Genomic DNA, 16,251 nt, shown 5'->3' with positions numbered 1-16,251 from the left:
GACCCAGTACATGAGCCTCGAGCGGATCGCGGCCATCGCCTACGAGGGCGCCGAGGCGGCCGACGATCCGCTCTGGCCCACCTCCGGAGCCGCCAGCCAGGCTGAGTACGGCCGCTGGTGCCAGCATGCCTGCGGCATGGCCTGCCTGCAGATGATCATCGACCACCGCGACGGTCACGCCCCGCCCCTGCTGGAGTTGCTGTACGGCTGCCGCGCCCACGGCGGCTACCGCTGGCCAGTAAGTCCAAATCGAGACCAACTTGTCCACCCGCAACCCTCAGCATTCAGCTGACCTGCAGCTCAGCACTGAGCGAGAAATCTCGTTGAGATATGACCCCGACCCCGACCCCGACTCGGCTCGATCCCATCGGCGGTCGTCTGATCCGCTTCCTGCCAAGCCGTGGCTGGTCTCGGTCTATCCCACGAAGTTGACAAGAACGGCGCGGGCCTCGTCCGCATCCGGTGTGCCGAGTCCGGTGACCAGCTCAACAGCTCGTACGGCATGCGCGCGGGCCTGCTCAGGCCGGTTGAGAGCACGATAGGCCTGCGCCAAGCCCTGGTGCGCACGGCCCTGCGCGAAGCGGTTGCCGAAATCCACCGCGAGGGCGAGGGCCTCTCCGTAGCTGTCCACCGCCTGGGCCAGGTCCCCTCCCCCCAGGTAGGTCTCCACCAGAGAGTTGGCGGTGACGCATTGCAGGTAGCCGTCTCCGGCCTGCCGCCAATAGGCCAGCGCCTTGCTGATGGAGTGGCAGGCTCCGGTGTAGTCGCCTCGATGTCGCAGCAGGAGGCCGAGCGTGTCCAGCGCTTGAGCTTCGATGCGCGGGATCCCGAGGTCCCGCGCGAGCTCTATCGCCTGTTGACAGTACTGCATGGCCTTGGCTACCTGGCCCAGGGCGCGATGGGTCACGGCCAGGTGGTTCAACGCGATGGCTTGGTCTTCGAGGCGGCCGGTGGTTCTGGCCGTCTCCAACGCGCGGCCGTGCAGGACGAGAGCCTCGGCAAAGTAGCCGTGCTCGTCCAGATAGAAGTAGAGGCGATGGGCCAGGCTGCCGATGTCGTCGGTGTGCGCGCCGATGGCCAGAAGATTGGCGCGTTCGGCCTCCAGCCACGCGAACGCTGCCTCCGGGCTGCGCAGACGCTCCCAAACCGGCAGGGGTGACGGCCAGGCCTGGACACGGTGAGGGTAGGCCGCGGCCAAGGCCGCGCCGGCGCCTTCCACGTGATGCTCGCAGAGCCGTCTCATCGCGGCCTCCCGGTCCTCGGGGGTCTCAAGGAGGAGCACGGTGTCGCGGGCGTACTGCCAGAGCAGGTCATGGAGGGTGTAGCGACCGGGTTCGTGCTGGAGCAGCATGTTCGCGTCGAGCAGGTCTTCGCGCAACGTCTCCGATCCGCCGCCGCTCTCGCGCTTGATCTCCGGACGCCCGCCTGCCCCCCGCGCGTATTACACGCTGCGCATGGAGGGATCAGGCTCGTCTCGCAACCCCATGCAAAGGATTTACTTCGCGCACCTCATCCATATTCCTGCCCTCCATCGACGCCAACGACGGCCAGGACGTCGTCAACCGGGCCGTGCTCGACCATGTCCGCACGCAGTACCTCAACGGAGCGCGGCCCGATCAGACGCCCCAGTCGCCGCTGCACGGCGACCTCGCCGGGCTGCCGCCGCTGCTGATCGTGGCCGGTTCGAAGGAGGTCATGCTCGACGACGCGCGGCGCTTCGCCGAGGCCGTCTCCGCCACCGGGGGCACCGTCGACCTCGACGTCTACGAAGGCATGTCGCACACCTTCCACGCGAGCGTGCTCGCCGCCGAGCCCTCCCCCACCGCTTCGACCCTGCTCAGCCGGATCCGGGAGTGGGGCGTCCGATCCTGCTGACTACTCCGGCCACGCCGAGGTCTGGATGACCTCGACGAAGTCGCCTCGGTGGAAGCCCGGCACGAAATGGGCGAGCACATCGGCCTTGACGTTGCCGAACGTGGTCTCGGGGCGGTCCTTGATCCCGTCGGTGAACGCGGCCAGGATCTGCCGCTTGAAGTCGGGACGCGGATGATACGAGACCACGGCGTCCCGCTGGGCGTCGGGGACCTCGTGGTAGCCCAGGCCCAGCACGTCCATCTCCACACCTCGGGTGACCAGCGCGATCTCCGGCGCCATGTGAAGGGGGATTTCCGGGGTGGTGTGCAGCGCGATGCCGGTCCACGCCAGGTCCGCCAGGGGCTCGGCGATGCCATGGGAGAGGAGGAAGCGGCGGGCCTCGTCGGCGCCGTCGATCTCGAAGCGCTGGTCGGTGCGGCGGTACTTCTCCGTCAGGCCCAGATCGTGGAACATCGCGCCGACGTAGAGGATCTCCGGGTCGTACGGCAGGCCGTCCCGCCGGCCGCGCAGCGCGCCCCAGTAGTAGACGCGCCGGGAGTGGTGGTAGATCAGCGGCGACGCCGCCTGCCGCACCAGTTCGGTCGCCTCGGACGCCAACCGAGTGTCGGGAGGTCCTGGAAGGTTCATGATCATCCTTTCGAAAGTTGCTCGTATACGCGCGAGAAGACCTTGGTGGACGTGAGCCGCGTCGTCACGACCGCGGGCCGAAGACGATCCGGTCGTCCTCGTCGATGGGTTCGTCGTTGATGCTGGCCTCGCGCCTGGCCATCAGCCCGTCGGCGTCGAACTCCCACAGCTCGTTGCCGTGACTGCGCCACCACCGGCCCTCGGCGTCGCGCCACTCGTACTGGAAACGGACGGCGATGCGGTCGTCGGTGAAGGCCCACAGCTGCTTGCGCAGGGCGTAGTCGTTCTCCTTGGCCCACTTACGGGTGAGGAAGGCCTTGATCTCCTCGCGGCCGGTGAGGAATTCATCGCGGTTACGCCAGACCGAGTCGGGCGTGTAGGCGAGGGCGACCTGTTCGGGGTCGCGGGTGTTCCAGGCGTTCTCGGCCAGCTGGACCTTCTGCGCGGCGGTCTCGGCGGTGAACGGGGGAAGCGGTGGGCGTGCCGCGGACATGGCTGCTCCTCGGTGCGGGCCGGTACGGCTCGCGTGAGCCGTACCGGCGTCTGGAGTTCAGTGGTTGTGGCGTACGACGGGCCGGTCGATCTCGATGCCGGCGGCCTTGACGTCGGAAGTCTGCCCCTGGCGAGCACGCCCAGCCCCGTCGGCGATGACCTCGGCGGGCTGGATCGGGAGGCGAGTCACGGTGCTTTACGTTCCTAACGTGATCACAAGCTTGTGGCCGTTAGATTTTTGGCAGGATTCCCTGACGCGCGAGAAAGCCCCGGATCAGTTCGGCGATCTCCGCACCGTGCGTCTCCAGTGCGAAGTGACCGGCGTGCAGCAGGTGGATCTCGGCGTCAGGCAGGTCGCGGGCGAAGGCCCTGGCGCCTTCGGGGCCGAAGATCTCGTCGTGAGCACCCCAGGCGACCAGCGTCGGCGGGCGGTGGGCGCGGAAGTACTCCTGGAAGGCCGGATAGCCGTCGAGGTTGTTCTTGTAGTCGGCGAAGAGCTGGAGCTGGATCTCCTTGTTTCCTGGCCGGTCGAGGTAAGCCTGGTCGAGGGTCCAGGTATCGGGGCTGATCAGGTCGAGGCGGTCGGCCGGGACCCCGTGGGTGTACTGCCAGCGGGTGGCCTCGGCGGTGAGCAGCTCGCGGACCTTGGGCTCGTGCGTGGCGCGGTCGACGGCGTGGGCGAACAGCACCTCCCAGAAGGGGGTGAAGCCCTCCAGGTAGGCGTTGCCGCTCTGGGTGATGAGCGCGGTGATCCGCTCGGGGTTGCCGCTGGCGATCCGCAGGCCGATCGGGGCGCCGTAGTCCTGGATGTAGAGGGCGAAACGCTCGACACCCAGCTTGTCGAGCAACCCCAGGGTGAGGTCCGTCAGGGCGTCGAAGGTGTAGTCGAACTCCTCCACCGTGGGCATCCCCGACTGGCCGAACCCCAGGTGGTCGGGAGCGATCAGGTGGTAGTCGTCAGCCAGGTCGCGCAGGAGGTTGCGGAACATGGCCGAACTGGTGGGAAAGCCGTGCAGCAGGACGAGGGTGGGGTTGGCCCGGTCTCCCGCCTCGCGGCAGAAGATCCGCTGGCCGTGGACGTCAACGGTGGTGTGCCGTACTGAGGACATGGTGTTTCTCCTTGAGCAGTGTCAGATTGAGCAGTGTCAGAGCGGTCAGGCTCAGCAGCAGGCCGAGCCCGAAGTAGATGCGGTAGCTGTCGGTGAGGGCGTGGATCAGGGCCGCCACGCCGAGTGCGGTGGCGGCGGCGAGCTGGTGGCAGACCCAGGCGGGGGCCAGGGTCCGGCCCAGGCGGGCTGGATCGAGGCCGCGCGAGAGCACGGCCATGGTGAGCGGGATGACCGGGAAGGAGGACAGGCCGAAGATCACCGCTCCGGCGACGAGCCCGACGGGGTCGTTCACCGCGAAGATGAGCAGCATGGACAAGGCGCGCAGGACGTGCAGGATCTTCAGGGGAAGGTCCGGCGCGTGGCTCCGCAGGACGCGCACCAGCACGGCCGAGGTGAGTCCGGCCGCCACGGCGGCGACGGCGACCAGGCGACCCGCGTCGGTGACCGACCAGTCCAGCTCGGTGGCGTGCTTCGGCAGGATCAGCACGGTCACGTACATCGTGGCGGCGTGCAGGCCGAAGGAGGCCACGATCCGGCCCCGCCCGCGCAGACTCTCCCTGCCGTGCGATCTCGAGACGGGTCGGTCGGCCGGCAGGACGGCGGCGATCACGAGCGTGGCGGCCAGGCCGACCGCGCCCAGGATCGCATAGGTGGCACGGATGCCGACCGGGCCGAACAGCGCCGTCGCGGCCCACGGAGTGAGCAGCTGTCCCAGGTTGATGCCGACGGCGGCGCGGGTCAGCGCGGGTCCCGCCTGCTCTCCGTACGCCCTCCCGATCAAGGTGCTGATCGTGAGGCTGGAGGAACTGGCGAACCCCAGCCCGCCCAGGACGGTGTAGGCGGCGACGAACTGCCACGGCTCATGGACGACCGCCAGCACCAGATAACTGGCCGACATCAGCACCAGCCCGATCGCCAGCACCCATCGGGCGCCGATCCGGTCCAGCAGGGTCCCGACGTACGGTTGTGCCATCCCGGTCAGCGCCGTGCTCAGCGCGGCGGCCACCGCCAGCACGGTGACACTCACCCCGTAGGCGGAAGCCGCCGGGGCGAAGAACACGCCTGCGGAGAAGTTGAGGCCGAACGAGACGGTCATCGCGGCCAGCCCGGCCCAGGCGACCCTCACGCCTTCTCGCCGAGCGCGGCGAGCAGATCACGCACCATGGCGACGGTGGTCTCGTCGACCAGGTCACCGTTCTCGTCGAACCGCTCATGCGAGCGGAAGACGATCACCTCGGGCTTGACGACGACATCGGAGTGGGTCCACACGAACACCTGGCGCAACGCGAGCTGGGCACGGACCGAACCGAAGTTGGTCGGCGCGGCTCCCATGATCGCGACGGGCTTGCGGTTCAGCGGGACGCCGGTGGTCTTGGCCCAGTCGGTGCTCGCCCAGTCCAGCGCGTTCTTCAGCACACCGGGGATGGAGTAGTTGTACTCGGGGGTCGCGATCAGCAAGCCGTCGGCCTCGGCGATGCGGCGGCGCAGGTCGGCCACCGGGGCGGGCCACAGACGCTCGCTGTCCAATTCCCGGTCATAAGGCGGGATGTCGCGCAGGCCCTCGTAGATCTCGATGTCCATCCCGCCCGGCTGGAACTTCCGCGCGGCGCGCAGCAGGGCGGAGTTGTGGGAGCCGGCACGCAGGCTGCCGGAAATGCCAAGAATCTTCACGGAAAGTCCAATCAAGGGGGAAGGCGTGCGCCGTACCGGGTTCGGGCTGTCGAGCCCGAGGCGACAGAACGCGCCCGGCAGGAGGCCGCGGCCGCCGGCCGGGCGACCTTCACGTCAGACGTGGCTCGGTCGCCGAGACGTATCCTGCGGTCCGCCGTTGATGGATTCTCCATGCATCCGCCATGGCCATTCCATGGGAACGAGCGCGTGAGCCGGACGGCCCTCACCGCCGGCGGCGGGCCAGGCGACCGGCGGCCGACCGGCCCTTCGGCCCCATACCGGAATCACCGCCACTTTCTAACGGTTACATGGGCCGGTAATCATTAGATTCCTGTACGGCGTGCCGCACAGGAGTCAAAAGGAGAGTGACATGTCCCGCTTCGCCCAACTCGCCTTCACCGAAGGCGTCCAACTGCACCAGAAGGCCCACGGCAGTGACCGCGCCTACCGTCGCATGCTCACCGATTCCCCGGCCCCTGACCGGCTCGGCCCTGACGAGCGCGCGTTCGTCGCCGAGCGCGACAGCTTCTACCTGGCCACGGTGAGCGAGACGGGCTGGCCGTACATCCAGCACCGCGGCGGACCGCCCGGCTTCCTGCGCGTCCTGGACGACCACACGCTCGGCTTCGCCGATTTCCGCGGCAACCGGCAGTACATCACCCGCGGCAACCTCGACCACGACAACCGCGTCTCGCTGTTCCTCATGGACTACGCCAACCAGACCCGGTTGAAGATCCTCGGCCGGGCCCGCGTGGTGGAGGACGACCAGTCACTGGGCGTCGCGGGCTACACCGCGAAGGTGGAGCGTGCCGTACTGATCGACGTGGAGGGCCTCAACTGGAACTGCCCTCAGCACATCCCGCGACTGTTCCCCCGCGACGCCGTCGAACACGCGCTCGGGCACCTGCAGAATCGCGTCGACGAGCTCGAACGGGAGAACGCGCGGCTGCGCGCGGAACGGCCATGAGCGCCCCCCGCCGAGCGAGCCGCCGCCATCGGACTGGCCGGCCAGCTCGGCGACGAAGGAGGCCAGGGTGGCGGCGGTGGGGCCGTGCACGTCGGCCGGAATGCGCCCGGCTCGCAGTCTTGTCACCGATCCGCGCCTGCCCTGGGAGAGACCTTTGGCCGCCCACCGATCGGCTCCCGGCCCCGCTCCACGTCGTCCAGTCATCAAAACGACCAACCGAGTGGCCTGACACTCGTCATCGGGTCAGAAGCGAAACTCAGCCGAACGGCATCAGCCGGCGTAGCTCGGCCGCGTCGGCCTGCCTGCCGTACGGCGCGAGCTGGAAGGTCTCCGGCCCGAGGAACTCTGACCAGTGCTTGCCGACGAAGGAACGGCAGGCGTCCACGTCGCCGGCCGGGGGCACCTGGTCCAGGAGGCCGCGCTGGAATGGGGCGAATTCCAGGAACTGGGAGGCGTGCGCCAGGCAGGCGTCCAGTTTGGCCTGCGCCACCGGTGCCACGTCCACCACCACGTCGTCCCGGTGTGCGGGGCCGGAGGCGTAGTCGGTCATCAGCAAGCAGACCGGCTGCCGTTCCAGGGCGGGCTTGCCGCACTCGACGTTGCGCACGGTGACAAGCTCCACGGCCTGCTCGGCCAGTTTTCCCGCGGCCCGGTTGTCCGGGTGACCGGCGCCGTCGCCGTGCAGGGCGATCACCAGGTCGGGCCGCCAGGCGCGGATCTCGCGCATCAGTCTCAGGCGTAGCTCCACGCTCGGCTCGAGAAGGCCGTCATGCACGTCGAAGATCTCGTAGTCGACCACTCCGAGGGCGTCGGCCGCGCGCCAGGCCTCCTCCGCTCTGCGGCGGGCCAGCGGAGCCCGTTCGAGTTCGTGGTGCCCGGCGTCGCCGTTGGTGAGCGTCAGGAACTTCACCGCGTGTCCCGTCCCGGCCAGCAGGGCGGAGGTGCCGCCGGCGTAGAGCTCGGGTTCGTCGGGGTGGGCAGCGATCACCAGGGTGCGCAACATCTCTCAGCTTTCGTTGACGGGGCCGGTACGGCCTGCCGTACCGGCGTGGAAGACCTGTTCACGGGCCAGGTCGAGGGCGTGGCGGACGGCGCCTTCGAGCACGGCGTTACCGCTGACGCGACTGACGGCGACGGTGACGGGTGCGAGGCCGGTGGAGGCCAGGAGCTCGGCGACGCGGATGCGCAGCGGCTCGCCCGCCGCTGTGCAGAGGGGGCCGCCGAGGACGACGCGGCCGGGGTCGAGCACGCCCACGGCCGCGGTCACGCCGAGTGCGACACGTTTGGCGACATCGTCGAGGAACCCGACGGGAAGCTCGGCGCGGAGGAATCGCGTGACCGCGTGGAGGGTGGGCTCGACGTCCGCTCCGTGCGCCTTGGCCAGCTCGGCCAGTGGGGCCGTACCGAGCAGCGCGCCCAGCGGGCCGCCGTCCGGCCCGTAGAGCCGCCCGCGGCTCACCGGATCGGGCACGATCACGGAACCGACCTCGCCACCACGTCCGGTGACCCCGCGCCACAGGGCATCGTTGAGCACGGCCCCGGCGCCGACCCCGTTCCCCACCCAGAAGAGCACGAAGCTGCTCCCCGTGTGCTCTTCCAGCTCCCGGATCGCGACGAGGTTGACGTCGTTCTCCAGCCGGAAGCGCTTGGTGCCCAGCCGCTCGCGCAGGTCGCCGAGGTCGTCGAGGTGCGACCAGCCGGACAGCTGCACCGCCTGGCGCAGCCGGTGACCTCCGGCGTCGACGACTCCGGGCACGCCCAGCACGATCTGGTCGAGGTCGTCGAGCGTGACCCCGGCGTCGTGGGCCGCCGCCTGCACCGCCTCGGTCAGGAACGTCACCGCGTCGGTGCCCTCGCCGGGGGCTTCGGCCTGGTAGCCGCCCCGGACCTCGCCGGTGAGGTCGGCCACCGACACCTCCACGGCGCGCGCCGTCAGATCCAGCCCCGCGACCCAGGCGGCCGAGCCGTTCAGCCCCCACAGTTGGGCGGCGGGGCCGGCGTTGCCGGGTTTGGTGCCGGCCTTGCGCACGAGGCGCCCGTTCTCCAGGCGGCGCAGCACCTCGGCGGCGGAGGCCTTGGAGAGCCCGGTATGGGCCTCGAGCTCGGCGCGGGTGAGCGGACCGTGCCGGAGCAGCAGCTCCAGGGCCGCTCGTTCGTTGAGCGTGCGGAAGACGGTGGGGTTTCCGGTGGACACTACTTCACTGCTCCTGACGTCAGTCCGGACTGGATGTGCCGCTGGAAGAAGATATAGGCCACCACGACCGGCAGGACCGTCATGCTGAGCGCCGCGAACAGCGCCGGCCAGTCCGCCTCGTACCCGGCAATGGTTGAAATGTCCGCGATGCCCTGCGTGATGACCCAGTTACTCTTGTCTCCGGGCAGCAGCACCAGGGGCAGCAGATACTGGTTCCACTGGCCGAGCACGTTGAAGATGGTCAGGCTGACCATCCCGGGCTTGGCCATCGGCAGCATGACCTGGAAGAAGGTCCGTGTGTACGAGGCTCCGTCGATCATCGCCGCCTCGGCGACCGCGTCCGGCAACCCCCGGAAGAAGGAGGTGAGGAAGAAGACGGTGAAGGGCAGTGAGTACGCGATGTAGACCAGGATCAGCCCGACGTGCGTGTTGAGCAGCCCGAGCCCGTCGACGACGAAGAAGAGCGGCACCAGGGCGAGGAAGACCGGAAAGGCCATGCCCGACACGAACAGGAAGTAGATCAGCCGGTTGCCGGGGAATTTGAAGCGGGCCAGCACGTAGGCGGCCATGGAGCTGAGCAGCATGGTGCCCGCGACGCCGAAGAAGACGACGACCACCGTGTTGAGCAAGTACCGGCCGACGCTGGCGCGTTCCCAGGCCCGTGCCCAGTTGTCCCAGCGCAGCTCGCCCGGCAGTTGCAGGGCGTCACCGAAGATCTCGCCGTTGCTCTTGAAGGAGGCCAGCAGCGTCCAGATCAGCGGGGCGATGATGAGCAGCGCCCACACCGCCAGGACGGCCTGCGAAAAGCCCCCGAAGACTTTGCGGCCCATGTCAGTAGACGATCCTCTCGCGCCGGGTGACCCGCATCGTCAGAGCGGCGAAGGTGAGGGTCAGGAAGAACAGCGCCACGCCGAGCGCCGAGGCGTAGCCGAACCGCGAGTAGCCGAAGGCGTTCTTGTAGATCTCCGTGGCCAGCACCGTGGTCGCGCCGTCGGGCCCGCCCTGTTCCATGGACAGCACGTTGACCAGGGCGAAGCCGTCGAAGGCCGCGATGCCGAGGTAGATCCAGCCGACCTGGACGGTCTCCCAGAGCAGCGGCAGGGTGACGGAGAAGAACATCCGCGCACGGCCCGCGCCGTCCAGGGAGGCCGCTTCGAAGATGTCCTTCGGTATGGCGGCCATTCCCGCGGAGAAGAGCACGACGTAGAAACCGACCGCCTGCCAGACCATGACGGCGATGATCGACCAGAGGGCGAGCCGCTGGTCGGTCAGCCACCCGACCGGTTCGATCCCCAGCTTGACGAGAGCGCCGTTGATCACACCGCTGGAGTCGGGGCGGTAGACGGCTTTGAACAGCACGCCGACCACCGCCACCGCGAGCACCTGAGGCAGGAAGAAGACGACCCGGTAGAAGCCGGAGCCCTTGACCCCGGTCATCGTGCCGCCGCGTGAGCCGCCTGCCGCGTTCAGCAGATAGGCGAACAGCAGCGCGAGGGAGACGGTGGCCAGCGGCATGGTGACGAGCAGGACCAGGTGGTTGCGGAGCGCCTGCCAGAAGGCCTCGTTGCCGAACATCCGCCGGAAGTTGTCCAGCCCGACGAAGTCGAGCCCGGCCGAGACTCCGCGCCAGTCGGTCAGCGCGATCTGGAACGCCTGCACGTACGGGCTGATCACGAAGACGGCGTAGAGGAGGACGGGGAGGAGCAGGAACCCCGCGACGAAGCCGTGCCGCCTCATCGGTCAGACGCTCCGGGTCTGCTTGGCGATGGAGGAATCGGCCTTGAGCTCGTCCGCCTTCTTCTGCATGTTCGCGCAGAACTGGTCGTGAGTGGTGCGACCGGCCATGACCGAGTTGGTCTGGGTCTGCCCGTAGTCGAACAGTTCCTTGTACCAGGTCTCGAAGCGGGCGTCGGTGATGGTGTTCTTCCCGGCGGCCTCCTGGGCCTTGGCGGCGCTGTTGACCGCCGAGGTGAGCTGCAGGCCGTCCACCAGGCCGTTGACGATGGTGAGGTTCTTGGTCATCTCGGTGTAGCCGCGCGCGCCCTCCTTCGAGAGCATCATGCGCAGGTACTCCAGGCCGCCCTGCGGGTTCTTGCCCCTGGCGGCGACGAAGAAGGCCTCGGAGACCCCGATCATGATCGCTTCGTACGGCAGGGCGTCCGCGGAGGTGATGCTGGGCACTGGTGCGATGGCGTACTCAAAGGTGTCCGGCCTGTCCTTGGCCATCTCGTTCTCCAGCCAGGAGCCGCACGGGTAGAACAGGACCTTGTCCTGCAGGTGCTTGACCTGGGTCTGCGTGTGGTCGAGTCCGAAGTAGGCCTTGTCTCCGTAGTCCTTCTGGATCTGCGCCCAGGCGGCGACGGCCTGCCGGACCGGCTCGGCGGTCCAGGCGCCGTCGGCCAGGTTGTCGATGTCGATGATGACCTTGTTGCCGCCGATCTTGGCGGCGCTGTAGATGAGGTTCCACAACTGGTAGAACGGGCCGACCTGGCCGGGGTAGGCGAACAGGGTGATCCCCGCCTTCTTCGCCTCCTCGCCGAGGGCGTTGAACTCCGCCCAGGTCCTGGGGACCGACCAGCCCTTGGCCTCGAAGAGCTTGGCGTTGTACCAGAGGGCGCGATGGGCGACGGTGTACTGCAGGACCCGCGGCACGCCGTCGATCAACGAGTTCTCGTAGGCGCCGCCGACGAGAGTGTCCTTGACCTTCTTGTCGGGGAAGGCCAGGGAGGGGGCCTCGAAGAGCGGGGTGAGGTCGGCCAGGTGTCCCTCCTGGACCAGCGACTGCAGGTCGAGCGCCTCCGGCCCGGAGTTGTTGACCACGTCGGGCACGTCACCGGCGATGAAGCGGGGGCGCAGCTGGGTGCCGACCTTCTGCGTGGCGACGTGCTTGATCTCGGCCTGCGGGTAGGTCTTGCGGTAGGCGGCCTCATGGAGGTCCACGGCGTACTTGTCGCCGTTGCCGCCGCTGAAGATGACGACCTCCAGCCGCCGGGCGGCGTCCACCCCGAGCGGGTTGTTCGCGGAGGTCACGGCGGCGGAGGCGGCGGGGCCGGGGGCGGCGTCGCGACCGGCGGTGACGCAGGCGGCGAGGGGGGTGGCGAGCGCGGCGAGACCGAGCCCGCGCAGAACGTCGCGGCGAGTAGGGGACATGCTTCCTCCTGGACGCTAACCGTCCGGATACCTTCCAGACGGTTAGCGGCTGACTATAGGTCGCGGTTCCGTTACCCGTCAAGGACGCGGCGGGCCCGGGAATCACCGGAGCTCAGAACCGCCTGAGCAGCCGGACTTTCGCATCCTCGCCTGCGCCGACGTGGTCCAGGGCGCTCAGCGCCGCGCCTGCGATGGGCGGCAGTTCGGCGACGACTCGCTCGGCCAGCGGCGCGCGGGTCGCGAACCGCTCGTCGAGCAGTGCGGTCAGCAGCGGATCACGGGCTCGCAGAACGCCCCCACCCAGGACCACCTCGGTCGGCGTTCCGAGCAGGTCGAGACGGGTGAGGCAGACCTGGGCCATCGTGGTGATCTCGTCGGCCATCCGCGAGACCAGCCCGAGCGCGATCTCATCGCCGCCGGCGGCCACCTTGAACAGCCCTGGCGTCAGCTCCAGCAGCCGTTCCCGCTCCAGAGCGCCGAGGTGCACATCGACCACCACCCGCTCGACCGTGTCCGCGCCGAAATGCGATTTGACCAACTCGGCCAGCTCGGTCGGGGCGCCCCTGCCGTCCTCGGCGCGGATGGCGTACCAGAGCGTCTCGGCCGACAGGCCGAGACCGCCGCCCCAGTCGCCGCTGACCGCCCCCAGGGACAGGAAGCGAGCGATCCGCCCCGTCGGCGAGACGCCGACCGCGTTGATCCCCGCGCCGCAGACCACCGCGACGCCCCACGGGCCGGATGCTCCCGACCGGAGAAGGGCGAAGGTGTCGTTCCGCACCACGACGTCGCGGGCCAGTGCGCGTCCCGAGATCTCGGCTTCGATCGCCCGTTCCTCCTCCGGCAGGTCCGCCCCGGCCAGGAAGGCGACCAGGTGATCGGCCTGGCCGGTGAGACCGATCGCCTGCCGCACCACGCTCTCGATGACGTCGGCGGCGGGCCCGACTCCTCCGCTCTGCGGCACGAAGGGCCCGCCGCGGCCACGAGCGAGGATCTCCCCGAGCTCGTTCAGCAGCACCACATCGGTCTTGCTGTTGCCTCCGTCGACGGCCAGCACGCTCACCACGACAGGTGCCTCCCGTTCTTCTCCAGCAGAAGCGCGGTCAGCTCGGCGGCGATCGCCTCCTGCCCCACCAGCGGGTGCGCCAGAAGCGCGTTGCGCACCCGGTCCGCTCCGCCGTACAACGCCGCCTGGAGGGCCAGCTCCTCGAAGGCGGAGACGCCCGCGATCAGGCCGGCGTAGAGCGGCTCGACCGGCTCGACCGGCAGCGGTACGGCTCCCGCCTTGGTGATCTTCGAGGGCACCTCGATGACCGCGTCGTCGGAGAGGAAGGGGAGCGTACCGTCGTTGCGGGTGTTGACCACCTGCACGTCGCCACGGTCACCGAGCAATGAGGCGATGAGCGCCACGGCCGCCTCGGAGTAGAACGCTCCGCCGCGCTTGGCCAGCTGCTCGGGTTTGGTGTCGAGGCCGGGATCGGCGTACAGCTTGAGCAGCTGCTCCTCCAGCGCCGCGACCTCGGCGGCCCGGGAGGGCCGGGTCCTCTGCTCTTCGACCACGAGGTCGTGGGCGTAGAAGTAGCGCAGGTAGTAGGAGGGCACGGCCTGGAGGCGCTCGATCAGCTCCAGCGGCAGGTGCAGGTCGTCAGCGATGGCCTGCCCGTGCTCGGCGATCAGCTTGGGCAACACGTTCTCGCCGTCCACGTGGACCGCGCGCTCCCAGGTCAGGTGGTTGAGCCCGACGTGCCCGAGCTGGAGCTGATCGGGAGCCAGGCCGAGGTAGCCGGCGAACCGGCGCTGGAAACCGATCGCCACGTTGCACAGTCCGATCGCGCGGTGCCCGGCGTCCAGCAGCGCCCTGGTCACGATGCCGACGGGGTTGGTGAAGTCGATGATCCAGGCCTCGGGCGCGTGCTCCCTGACCTTGGCCGCCAGGTCGAGCACGACCGGCACCGTGCGCAGGGCCTTGGCCAGGCCTCCGGCGCCGGTGGTCTCCTGGCCGACGCAGCCGCACGTCAGCGGGAACGTCTCATCGACGGCGCGTGCCGCCTGGCCGCCCACTCTGAGCTGAAAGAGCACCGCCTGCGCACCTTCGACGCCCTGCCGGACGTCAGCGGTGGCGACGACCTTGGCCTGATGTCCGGCCCGAGCCAGCATGCGGCGGGAAACCCCTGCCACCAGCTCCAGGCGGGAGGCGTCGGGATCGACGAGTGCGATCTCGGTCAGCGGGAGCTCGTCGCGCAGGCGGACGAATCCGTCCATCAGCTCCGGCGTGTAGGTCGAACCGCCTCCGATAACGGCGAGTTTCACTCTGGCACCCTTCCAGTCCGTGAAGTTAGGAAACTTTCCTAATTTGCCGTTCAACCTAGAAACACGAGGAGCGTCCAGTCAACTCGGGATATCAACGGCCGAGCGGTCCGGCGGATGGCCTGGGGCGCGGAAACCCGATCGCCCGGTCGGCCCCGAACCGCTGGCCCGGATCGCCAAGGTGCCGGGCATCCCGCTGACGGTGCCGTGGCCCTCGCTCCACCTCGTCCGTGGACGCGCCTTCGGTCTCCGGTCCTGCTCGCCCGGGGGCCGGCTCGGTGGAGGTCTGCGCCTTCCGGCCGGTCGTGTCAACGCTCACCGCCGGTATCTCCCTGTCACACCTTCTCCATGGCCGCGGCCCCGCGGCGCCCGGCGAACTCCAGGCCCTCGGTCCACGAGGCACCGCGCATGATGAGCCCGCGGTACTTCATGATCTGAGCCTGACCGTTCATCGTCAGAGTCCCGGCCAGGCGGCCGCCTTCTCGATAGAGAGCGACGAAGCGGTCCCCGCCGGGGTCTCCGTCGACCACGCGGATCTCATCGGTGGCCGGGACCCCGACGAACTGGATGCGCGAGCCATACCAATCCGACCAGAAATACGGCACTGTGGAGTACGGCTTGGCGTTGCCGGGGTCGAGTGCGTTGCGCGCCGCGACGGCCCCTGCTCGGCCGCGCCGGTCCAGTGCTCCAGGCGCATGTGCCGATCGAACACCGGATTGCGCCAGCGGGCGGCGTCCCCGGCGGCGTACACCCCTGGAGCTCCGGCGCACAGGGTCTCGTCGCAGACGACACCGTTGTCCAGGGACAGCCCCGACCCGGCGAGCCAGTCGACGGCGGGCACCGCGCCGATCCCGGCCACCACCAGGTCGGCCGGCAGCACGGTCCCGTCGGTGAGCCGGACCCGCTCGACCCTCCTCTCGCCCTCGACGGTCGCCACACCGGTCCCGCACCGCAGCTCCGTGCCGTTGCGTGTGTGCAGGACGGCGCAGGCCGTTCCCATGCTCTCGCCGACCGCGCGCACCAGCGGGGTGGGCAGCGCCTCGACGATCGTCACCTCCAGGCCGCGCTCGCGGGCGGCGGAGGCGACCTCGGAGCCGATGAGTCCGGCGCCGACGACGACCGTGCGGGCACCGACGTCCAGCGCCCGCCGTACGGCGATCGCGTCGTCGCGGGTGCGCAGGGTGTGGACCCCGTCCAGCCCCTCGGTGCCCGGCAGGGTTCGGGCCGTGGCACCGGTCGCGATGACCAGGGCGTCGTAGCCGTACTCACGATCCCCGGCCCAGACGGTCCGGGCAGCGGTGTCCAGTGCGGTCGCCGCCGTGCCGAGCGCCAGTTCGGTACCCAGCCCGTCGCGGAGCACGTCTTCGGAACGGAAGGGGGGCAGCTCGGCCCCACCCAGGAACTCCTTGGACAGCGGCGGCCGGTCGTAGGGCAGGTGGGGTTCGGCGCCGATGAGGGTGATGGAGCCGTCGAAGCCGCTCCTGCGGGCCGCCTCGACCGCCCGCAGGCCCGCCAGGGAGGCTCCGGCGACCACCAGCCGCCGCTCGGTCATGACTTGAGCCGCAGCGCTTCGGTCGGGCAGCCCTCGATCGCCGCCCGCAGCCCGTGGAGGTCCTCCTCCGGCATGTCCTCCCGCAGCAGGACCAGCTCGCCGTCGCCGTCGACCTCGAAGTACTTCGGAGCGAGCGACTCGCAGATGCCCAGGCCGGTGCACCTGGCACGGTCAATGGTGATCTTCATTGTTCCTCCTTGGACGGATGCGCCGGCCCTAGTACTACAACAGCATTTCGTTGTGTAGGAGGTGTCGCCGTTGATAGTGGCTGGTACGGGCGCGGTGCTGGTAGAGCCTTCGGCGGTACGAC

At 69.2% G+C, this 16,251-nt stretch carries 18 protein-coding genes and 2 pseudogenes; 3 read left to right on the top strand and 17 right to left on the bottom strand.

The window, feature by feature from the left end; translation table 11 throughout:
• Positions 1 to 10 precede the first annotated feature (10 nt).
• Positions 11 to 292 (top strand): hypothetical protein, encoded by a 282-nt coding sequence (locus ACZ6R6_RS47425; protein ID WP_470103905.1) that lies wholly within the window; start codon positions 11 to 13, stop codon positions 290 to 292.
• Positions 293 to 415: 123 nt separating this feature from the next.
• Here ACZ6R6_RS47425 and ACZ6R6_RS47420 read toward each other — a convergent pair whose 3' ends face one another.
• On the bottom strand, positions 416 to 1,378 hold the full coding sequence (locus tag ACZ6R6_RS47420) for a tetratricopeptide repeat protein (protein ID WP_470103903.1): 963 nt from the start codon (positions 1,376 to 1,378) through the stop codon (positions 416 to 418).
• 47 nt (positions 1,379 to 1,425) lie between these two features.
• Between ACZ6R6_RS47420 and ACZ6R6_RS47415 the strand changes: the two genes are divergently transcribed.
• Positions 1,426 to 1,875, top strand: a complete 450-nt coding sequence (locus tag ACZ6R6_RS47415) for an alpha/beta hydrolase (RefSeq protein ID WP_470103925.1) — start codon at positions 1,426 to 1,428, stop codon at positions 1,873 to 1,875.
• Here the strand turns inward: ACZ6R6_RS47415 and ACZ6R6_RS47410 are convergent, their stop codons facing one another.
• From ACZ6R6_RS47410 to ACZ6R6_RS47385, 6 genes are all read right to left on the bottom strand, one after another.
• Positions 1,876 to 2,502, bottom strand: coding sequence for an HD domain-containing protein (locus tag ACZ6R6_RS47410; protein ID WP_470103902.1), 627 nt, complete (start codon positions 2,500 to 2,502; stop codon positions 1,876 to 1,878).
• Positions 2,503 to 2,566: 64 nt separating this feature from the next.
• Positions 2,567 to 2,995, bottom strand: coding sequence for a nuclear transport factor 2 family protein (locus tag ACZ6R6_RS47405; RefSeq protein ID WP_470103900.1), 429 nt, complete (start codon positions 2,993 to 2,995; stop codon positions 2,567 to 2,569).
• Positions 2,996 to 3,052: 57 nt separating this feature from the next.
• Positions 3,053 to 3,184: a hypothetical protein gene (locus ACZ6R6_RS47400; protein WP_470103898.1), complete on the bottom strand. Its 132-nt coding sequence runs from the start codon at positions 3,182 to 3,184 to the stop codon at positions 3,053 to 3,055.
• 40 nt (positions 3,185 to 3,224) lie between these two features.
• Positions 3,225 to 4,103: an alpha/beta fold hydrolase gene (locus ACZ6R6_RS47395; RefSeq protein ID WP_470103897.1), complete on the bottom strand. Its 879-nt coding sequence runs from the start codon at positions 4,101 to 4,103 to the stop codon at positions 3,225 to 3,227.
• Positions 4,075 to 5,229: an MFS transporter gene (locus ACZ6R6_RS47390; protein WP_470103895.1), complete on the bottom strand. Its 1,155-nt coding sequence runs from the start codon at positions 5,227 to 5,229 to the stop codon at positions 4,075 to 4,077. Before ACZ6R6_RS47390 ends, ACZ6R6_RS47395 begins: the two co-directional genes overlap by 29 nt.
• On the bottom strand, positions 5,226 to 5,774 hold the full coding sequence (locus tag ACZ6R6_RS47385) for an NADPH-dependent FMN reductase (protein WP_470103893.1): 549 nt from the start codon (positions 5,772 to 5,774) through the stop codon (positions 5,226 to 5,228). The genes ACZ6R6_RS47390 and ACZ6R6_RS47385 overlap by 4 nt, the downstream gene beginning before the upstream one ends.
• 370 nt (positions 5,775 to 6,144) lie before the next feature.
• Between ACZ6R6_RS47385 and ACZ6R6_RS47380 the strand changes: the two genes are divergently transcribed.
• Positions 6,145 to 6,741, top strand: a complete 597-nt coding sequence (locus ACZ6R6_RS47380; protein WP_470103892.1) for a pyridoxamine 5'-phosphate oxidase family protein — start codon at positions 6,145 to 6,147, stop codon at positions 6,739 to 6,741.
• 256 nt (positions 6,742 to 6,997) lie between these two features.
• Here the strand turns inward: ACZ6R6_RS47380 and ACZ6R6_RS47375 are convergent, their stop codons facing one another.
• From ACZ6R6_RS47375 to ACZ6R6_RS47330, 10 genes and pseudogenes are all read right to left on the bottom strand, one after another.
• Positions 6,998 to 7,744 (bottom strand): PIG-L deacetylase family protein, encoded by a 747-nt coding sequence (locus ACZ6R6_RS47375; RefSeq protein ID WP_470103891.1) that lies wholly within the window; start codon positions 7,742 to 7,744, stop codon positions 6,998 to 7,000.
• 3 nt (positions 7,745 to 7,747) lie between these two features.
• The gene (locus ACZ6R6_RS47370; protein ID WP_470103889.1) at positions 7,748 to 8,935 is read right to left on the bottom strand and encodes an ROK family transcriptional regulator; all 1,188 of its coding nucleotides are present in this window, start codon (positions 8,933 to 8,935) and stop codon (positions 7,748 to 7,750) included.
• The gene (locus ACZ6R6_RS47365) at positions 8,935 to 9,765 is read right to left on the bottom strand and encodes a carbohydrate ABC transporter permease (protein WP_470103887.1); all 831 of its coding nucleotides are present in this window, start codon (positions 9,763 to 9,765) and stop codon (positions 8,935 to 8,937) included. Before ACZ6R6_RS47365 ends, ACZ6R6_RS47370 begins: the two co-directional genes overlap by 1 nt.
• A gap of 1 nt (position 9,766) precedes the next feature.
• Positions 9,767 to 10,672: a carbohydrate ABC transporter permease gene (locus tag ACZ6R6_RS47360; protein WP_451933866.1), complete on the bottom strand. Its 906-nt coding sequence runs from the start codon at positions 10,670 to 10,672 to the stop codon at positions 9,767 to 9,769.
• Between the two features lie 3 nt (positions 10,673 to 10,675).
• Complete coding sequence (gene ngcE / locus ACZ6R6_RS47355; RefSeq protein WP_470103885.1) at positions 10,676 to 12,085, bottom strand: N-acetylglucosamine/diacetylchitobiose ABC transporter substrate-binding protein; 1,410 nt, start codon at positions 12,083 to 12,085, stop codon at positions 10,676 to 10,678.
• Between the two features lie 112 nt (positions 12,086 to 12,197).
• Positions 12,198 to 13,148 (bottom strand): N-acetylglucosamine kinase, encoded by a 951-nt coding sequence (locus tag ACZ6R6_RS47350; protein WP_470103884.1) that lies wholly within the window; start codon positions 13,146 to 13,148, stop codon positions 12,198 to 12,200.
• The gene (locus ACZ6R6_RS47345) at positions 13,142 to 14,392 is read right to left on the bottom strand and encodes a 6-phospho-beta-glucosidase (RefSeq protein WP_470103882.1); all 1,251 of its coding nucleotides are present in this window, start codon (positions 14,390 to 14,392) and stop codon (positions 13,142 to 13,144) included. Before ACZ6R6_RS47345 ends, ACZ6R6_RS47350 begins: the two co-directional genes overlap by 7 nt.
• A gap of 446 nt (positions 14,393 to 14,838) precedes the next feature.
• Positions 14,839 to 14,994 (bottom strand): annotated as a pseudogene (locus tag ACZ6R6_RS47340) (oxidoreductase C-terminal domain-containing protein); the annotation flags it as partial.
• Positions 14,995 to 15,107: 113 nt separating this feature from the next.
• Positions 15,108 to 15,941, bottom strand: a pseudogene (locus tag ACZ6R6_RS47335) (NAD(P)/FAD-dependent oxidoreductase); the annotation flags it as partial.
• Entirely contained in the window at positions 15,938 to 16,129 is a 192-nt protein-coding gene (locus ACZ6R6_RS47330; RefSeq protein WP_470103880.1) for a ferredoxin, read from the bottom strand. The pseudogene ACZ6R6_RS47335 and the gene ACZ6R6_RS47330, both read right to left, overlap by 4 nt.
• Between the last annotated feature and the right edge of the window lie 122 nt (positions 16,130 to 16,251).

It is taken from the genome of Streptosporangium sp. NPDC048886, from assembly GCF_055586905.1.
The sequence above is the reverse complement of the archived record's forward strand: the minus strand, read 5'-3'. Positions and strand labels throughout refer to the sequence as shown.

Bases quoted from the DNA above. Each gene is read 5' to 3' on its own strand.
- ACZ6R6_RS47425 (WP_470103905.1), top strand. From the start codon at position 11: ATGAGCCTCGAGCGGATCGCGGCCATCGCCTACGAGGGCGCCGAGGCG.
- ACZ6R6_RS47405 (WP_470103900.1), bottom strand. From the start codon at position 2,995: ATGTCCGCGGCACGCCCACCGCTTCCCCCGTTCACCGCCGAGACCGCC.
- ACZ6R6_RS47395 (WP_470103897.1), bottom strand. From the start codon at position 4,103: ATGTCCTCAGTACGGCACACCACCGTTGACGTCCACGGCCAGCGGATC.
- ACZ6R6_RS47380 (WP_470103892.1), top strand. From the start codon at position 6,145: ATGTCCCGCTTCGCCCAACTCGCCTTCACCGAAGGCGTCCAACTGCAC.
- ACZ6R6_RS47365 (WP_470103887.1), bottom strand. From the start codon at position 9,765: ATGGGCCGCAAAGTCTTCGGGGGCTTTTCGCAGGCCGTCCTGGCGGTG.
- ACZ6R6_RS47360 (WP_451933866.1), bottom strand. From the start codon at position 10,672: ATGAGGCGGCACGGCTTCGTCGCGGGGTTCCTGCTCCTCCCCGTCCTC.
- ngcE (WP_470103885.1), bottom strand. From the start codon at position 12,085: ATGTCCCCTACTCGCCGCGACGTTCTGCGCGGGCTCGGTCTCGCCGCG.
- ACZ6R6_RS47330 (WP_470103880.1), bottom strand. From the start codon at position 16,129: ATGAAGATCACCATTGACCGTGCCAGGTGCACCGGCCTGGGCATCTGC.
- ACZ6R6_RS47375 (WP_470103891.1), bottom strand. From the start codon at position 7,744: ATGTTGCGCACCCTGGTGATCGCTGCCCACCCCGACGAACCCGAGCTC.
- ACZ6R6_RS47410 (WP_470103902.1), bottom strand. From the start codon at position 2,502: ATGAACCTTCCAGGACCTCCCGACACTCGGTTGGCGTCCGAGGCGACC.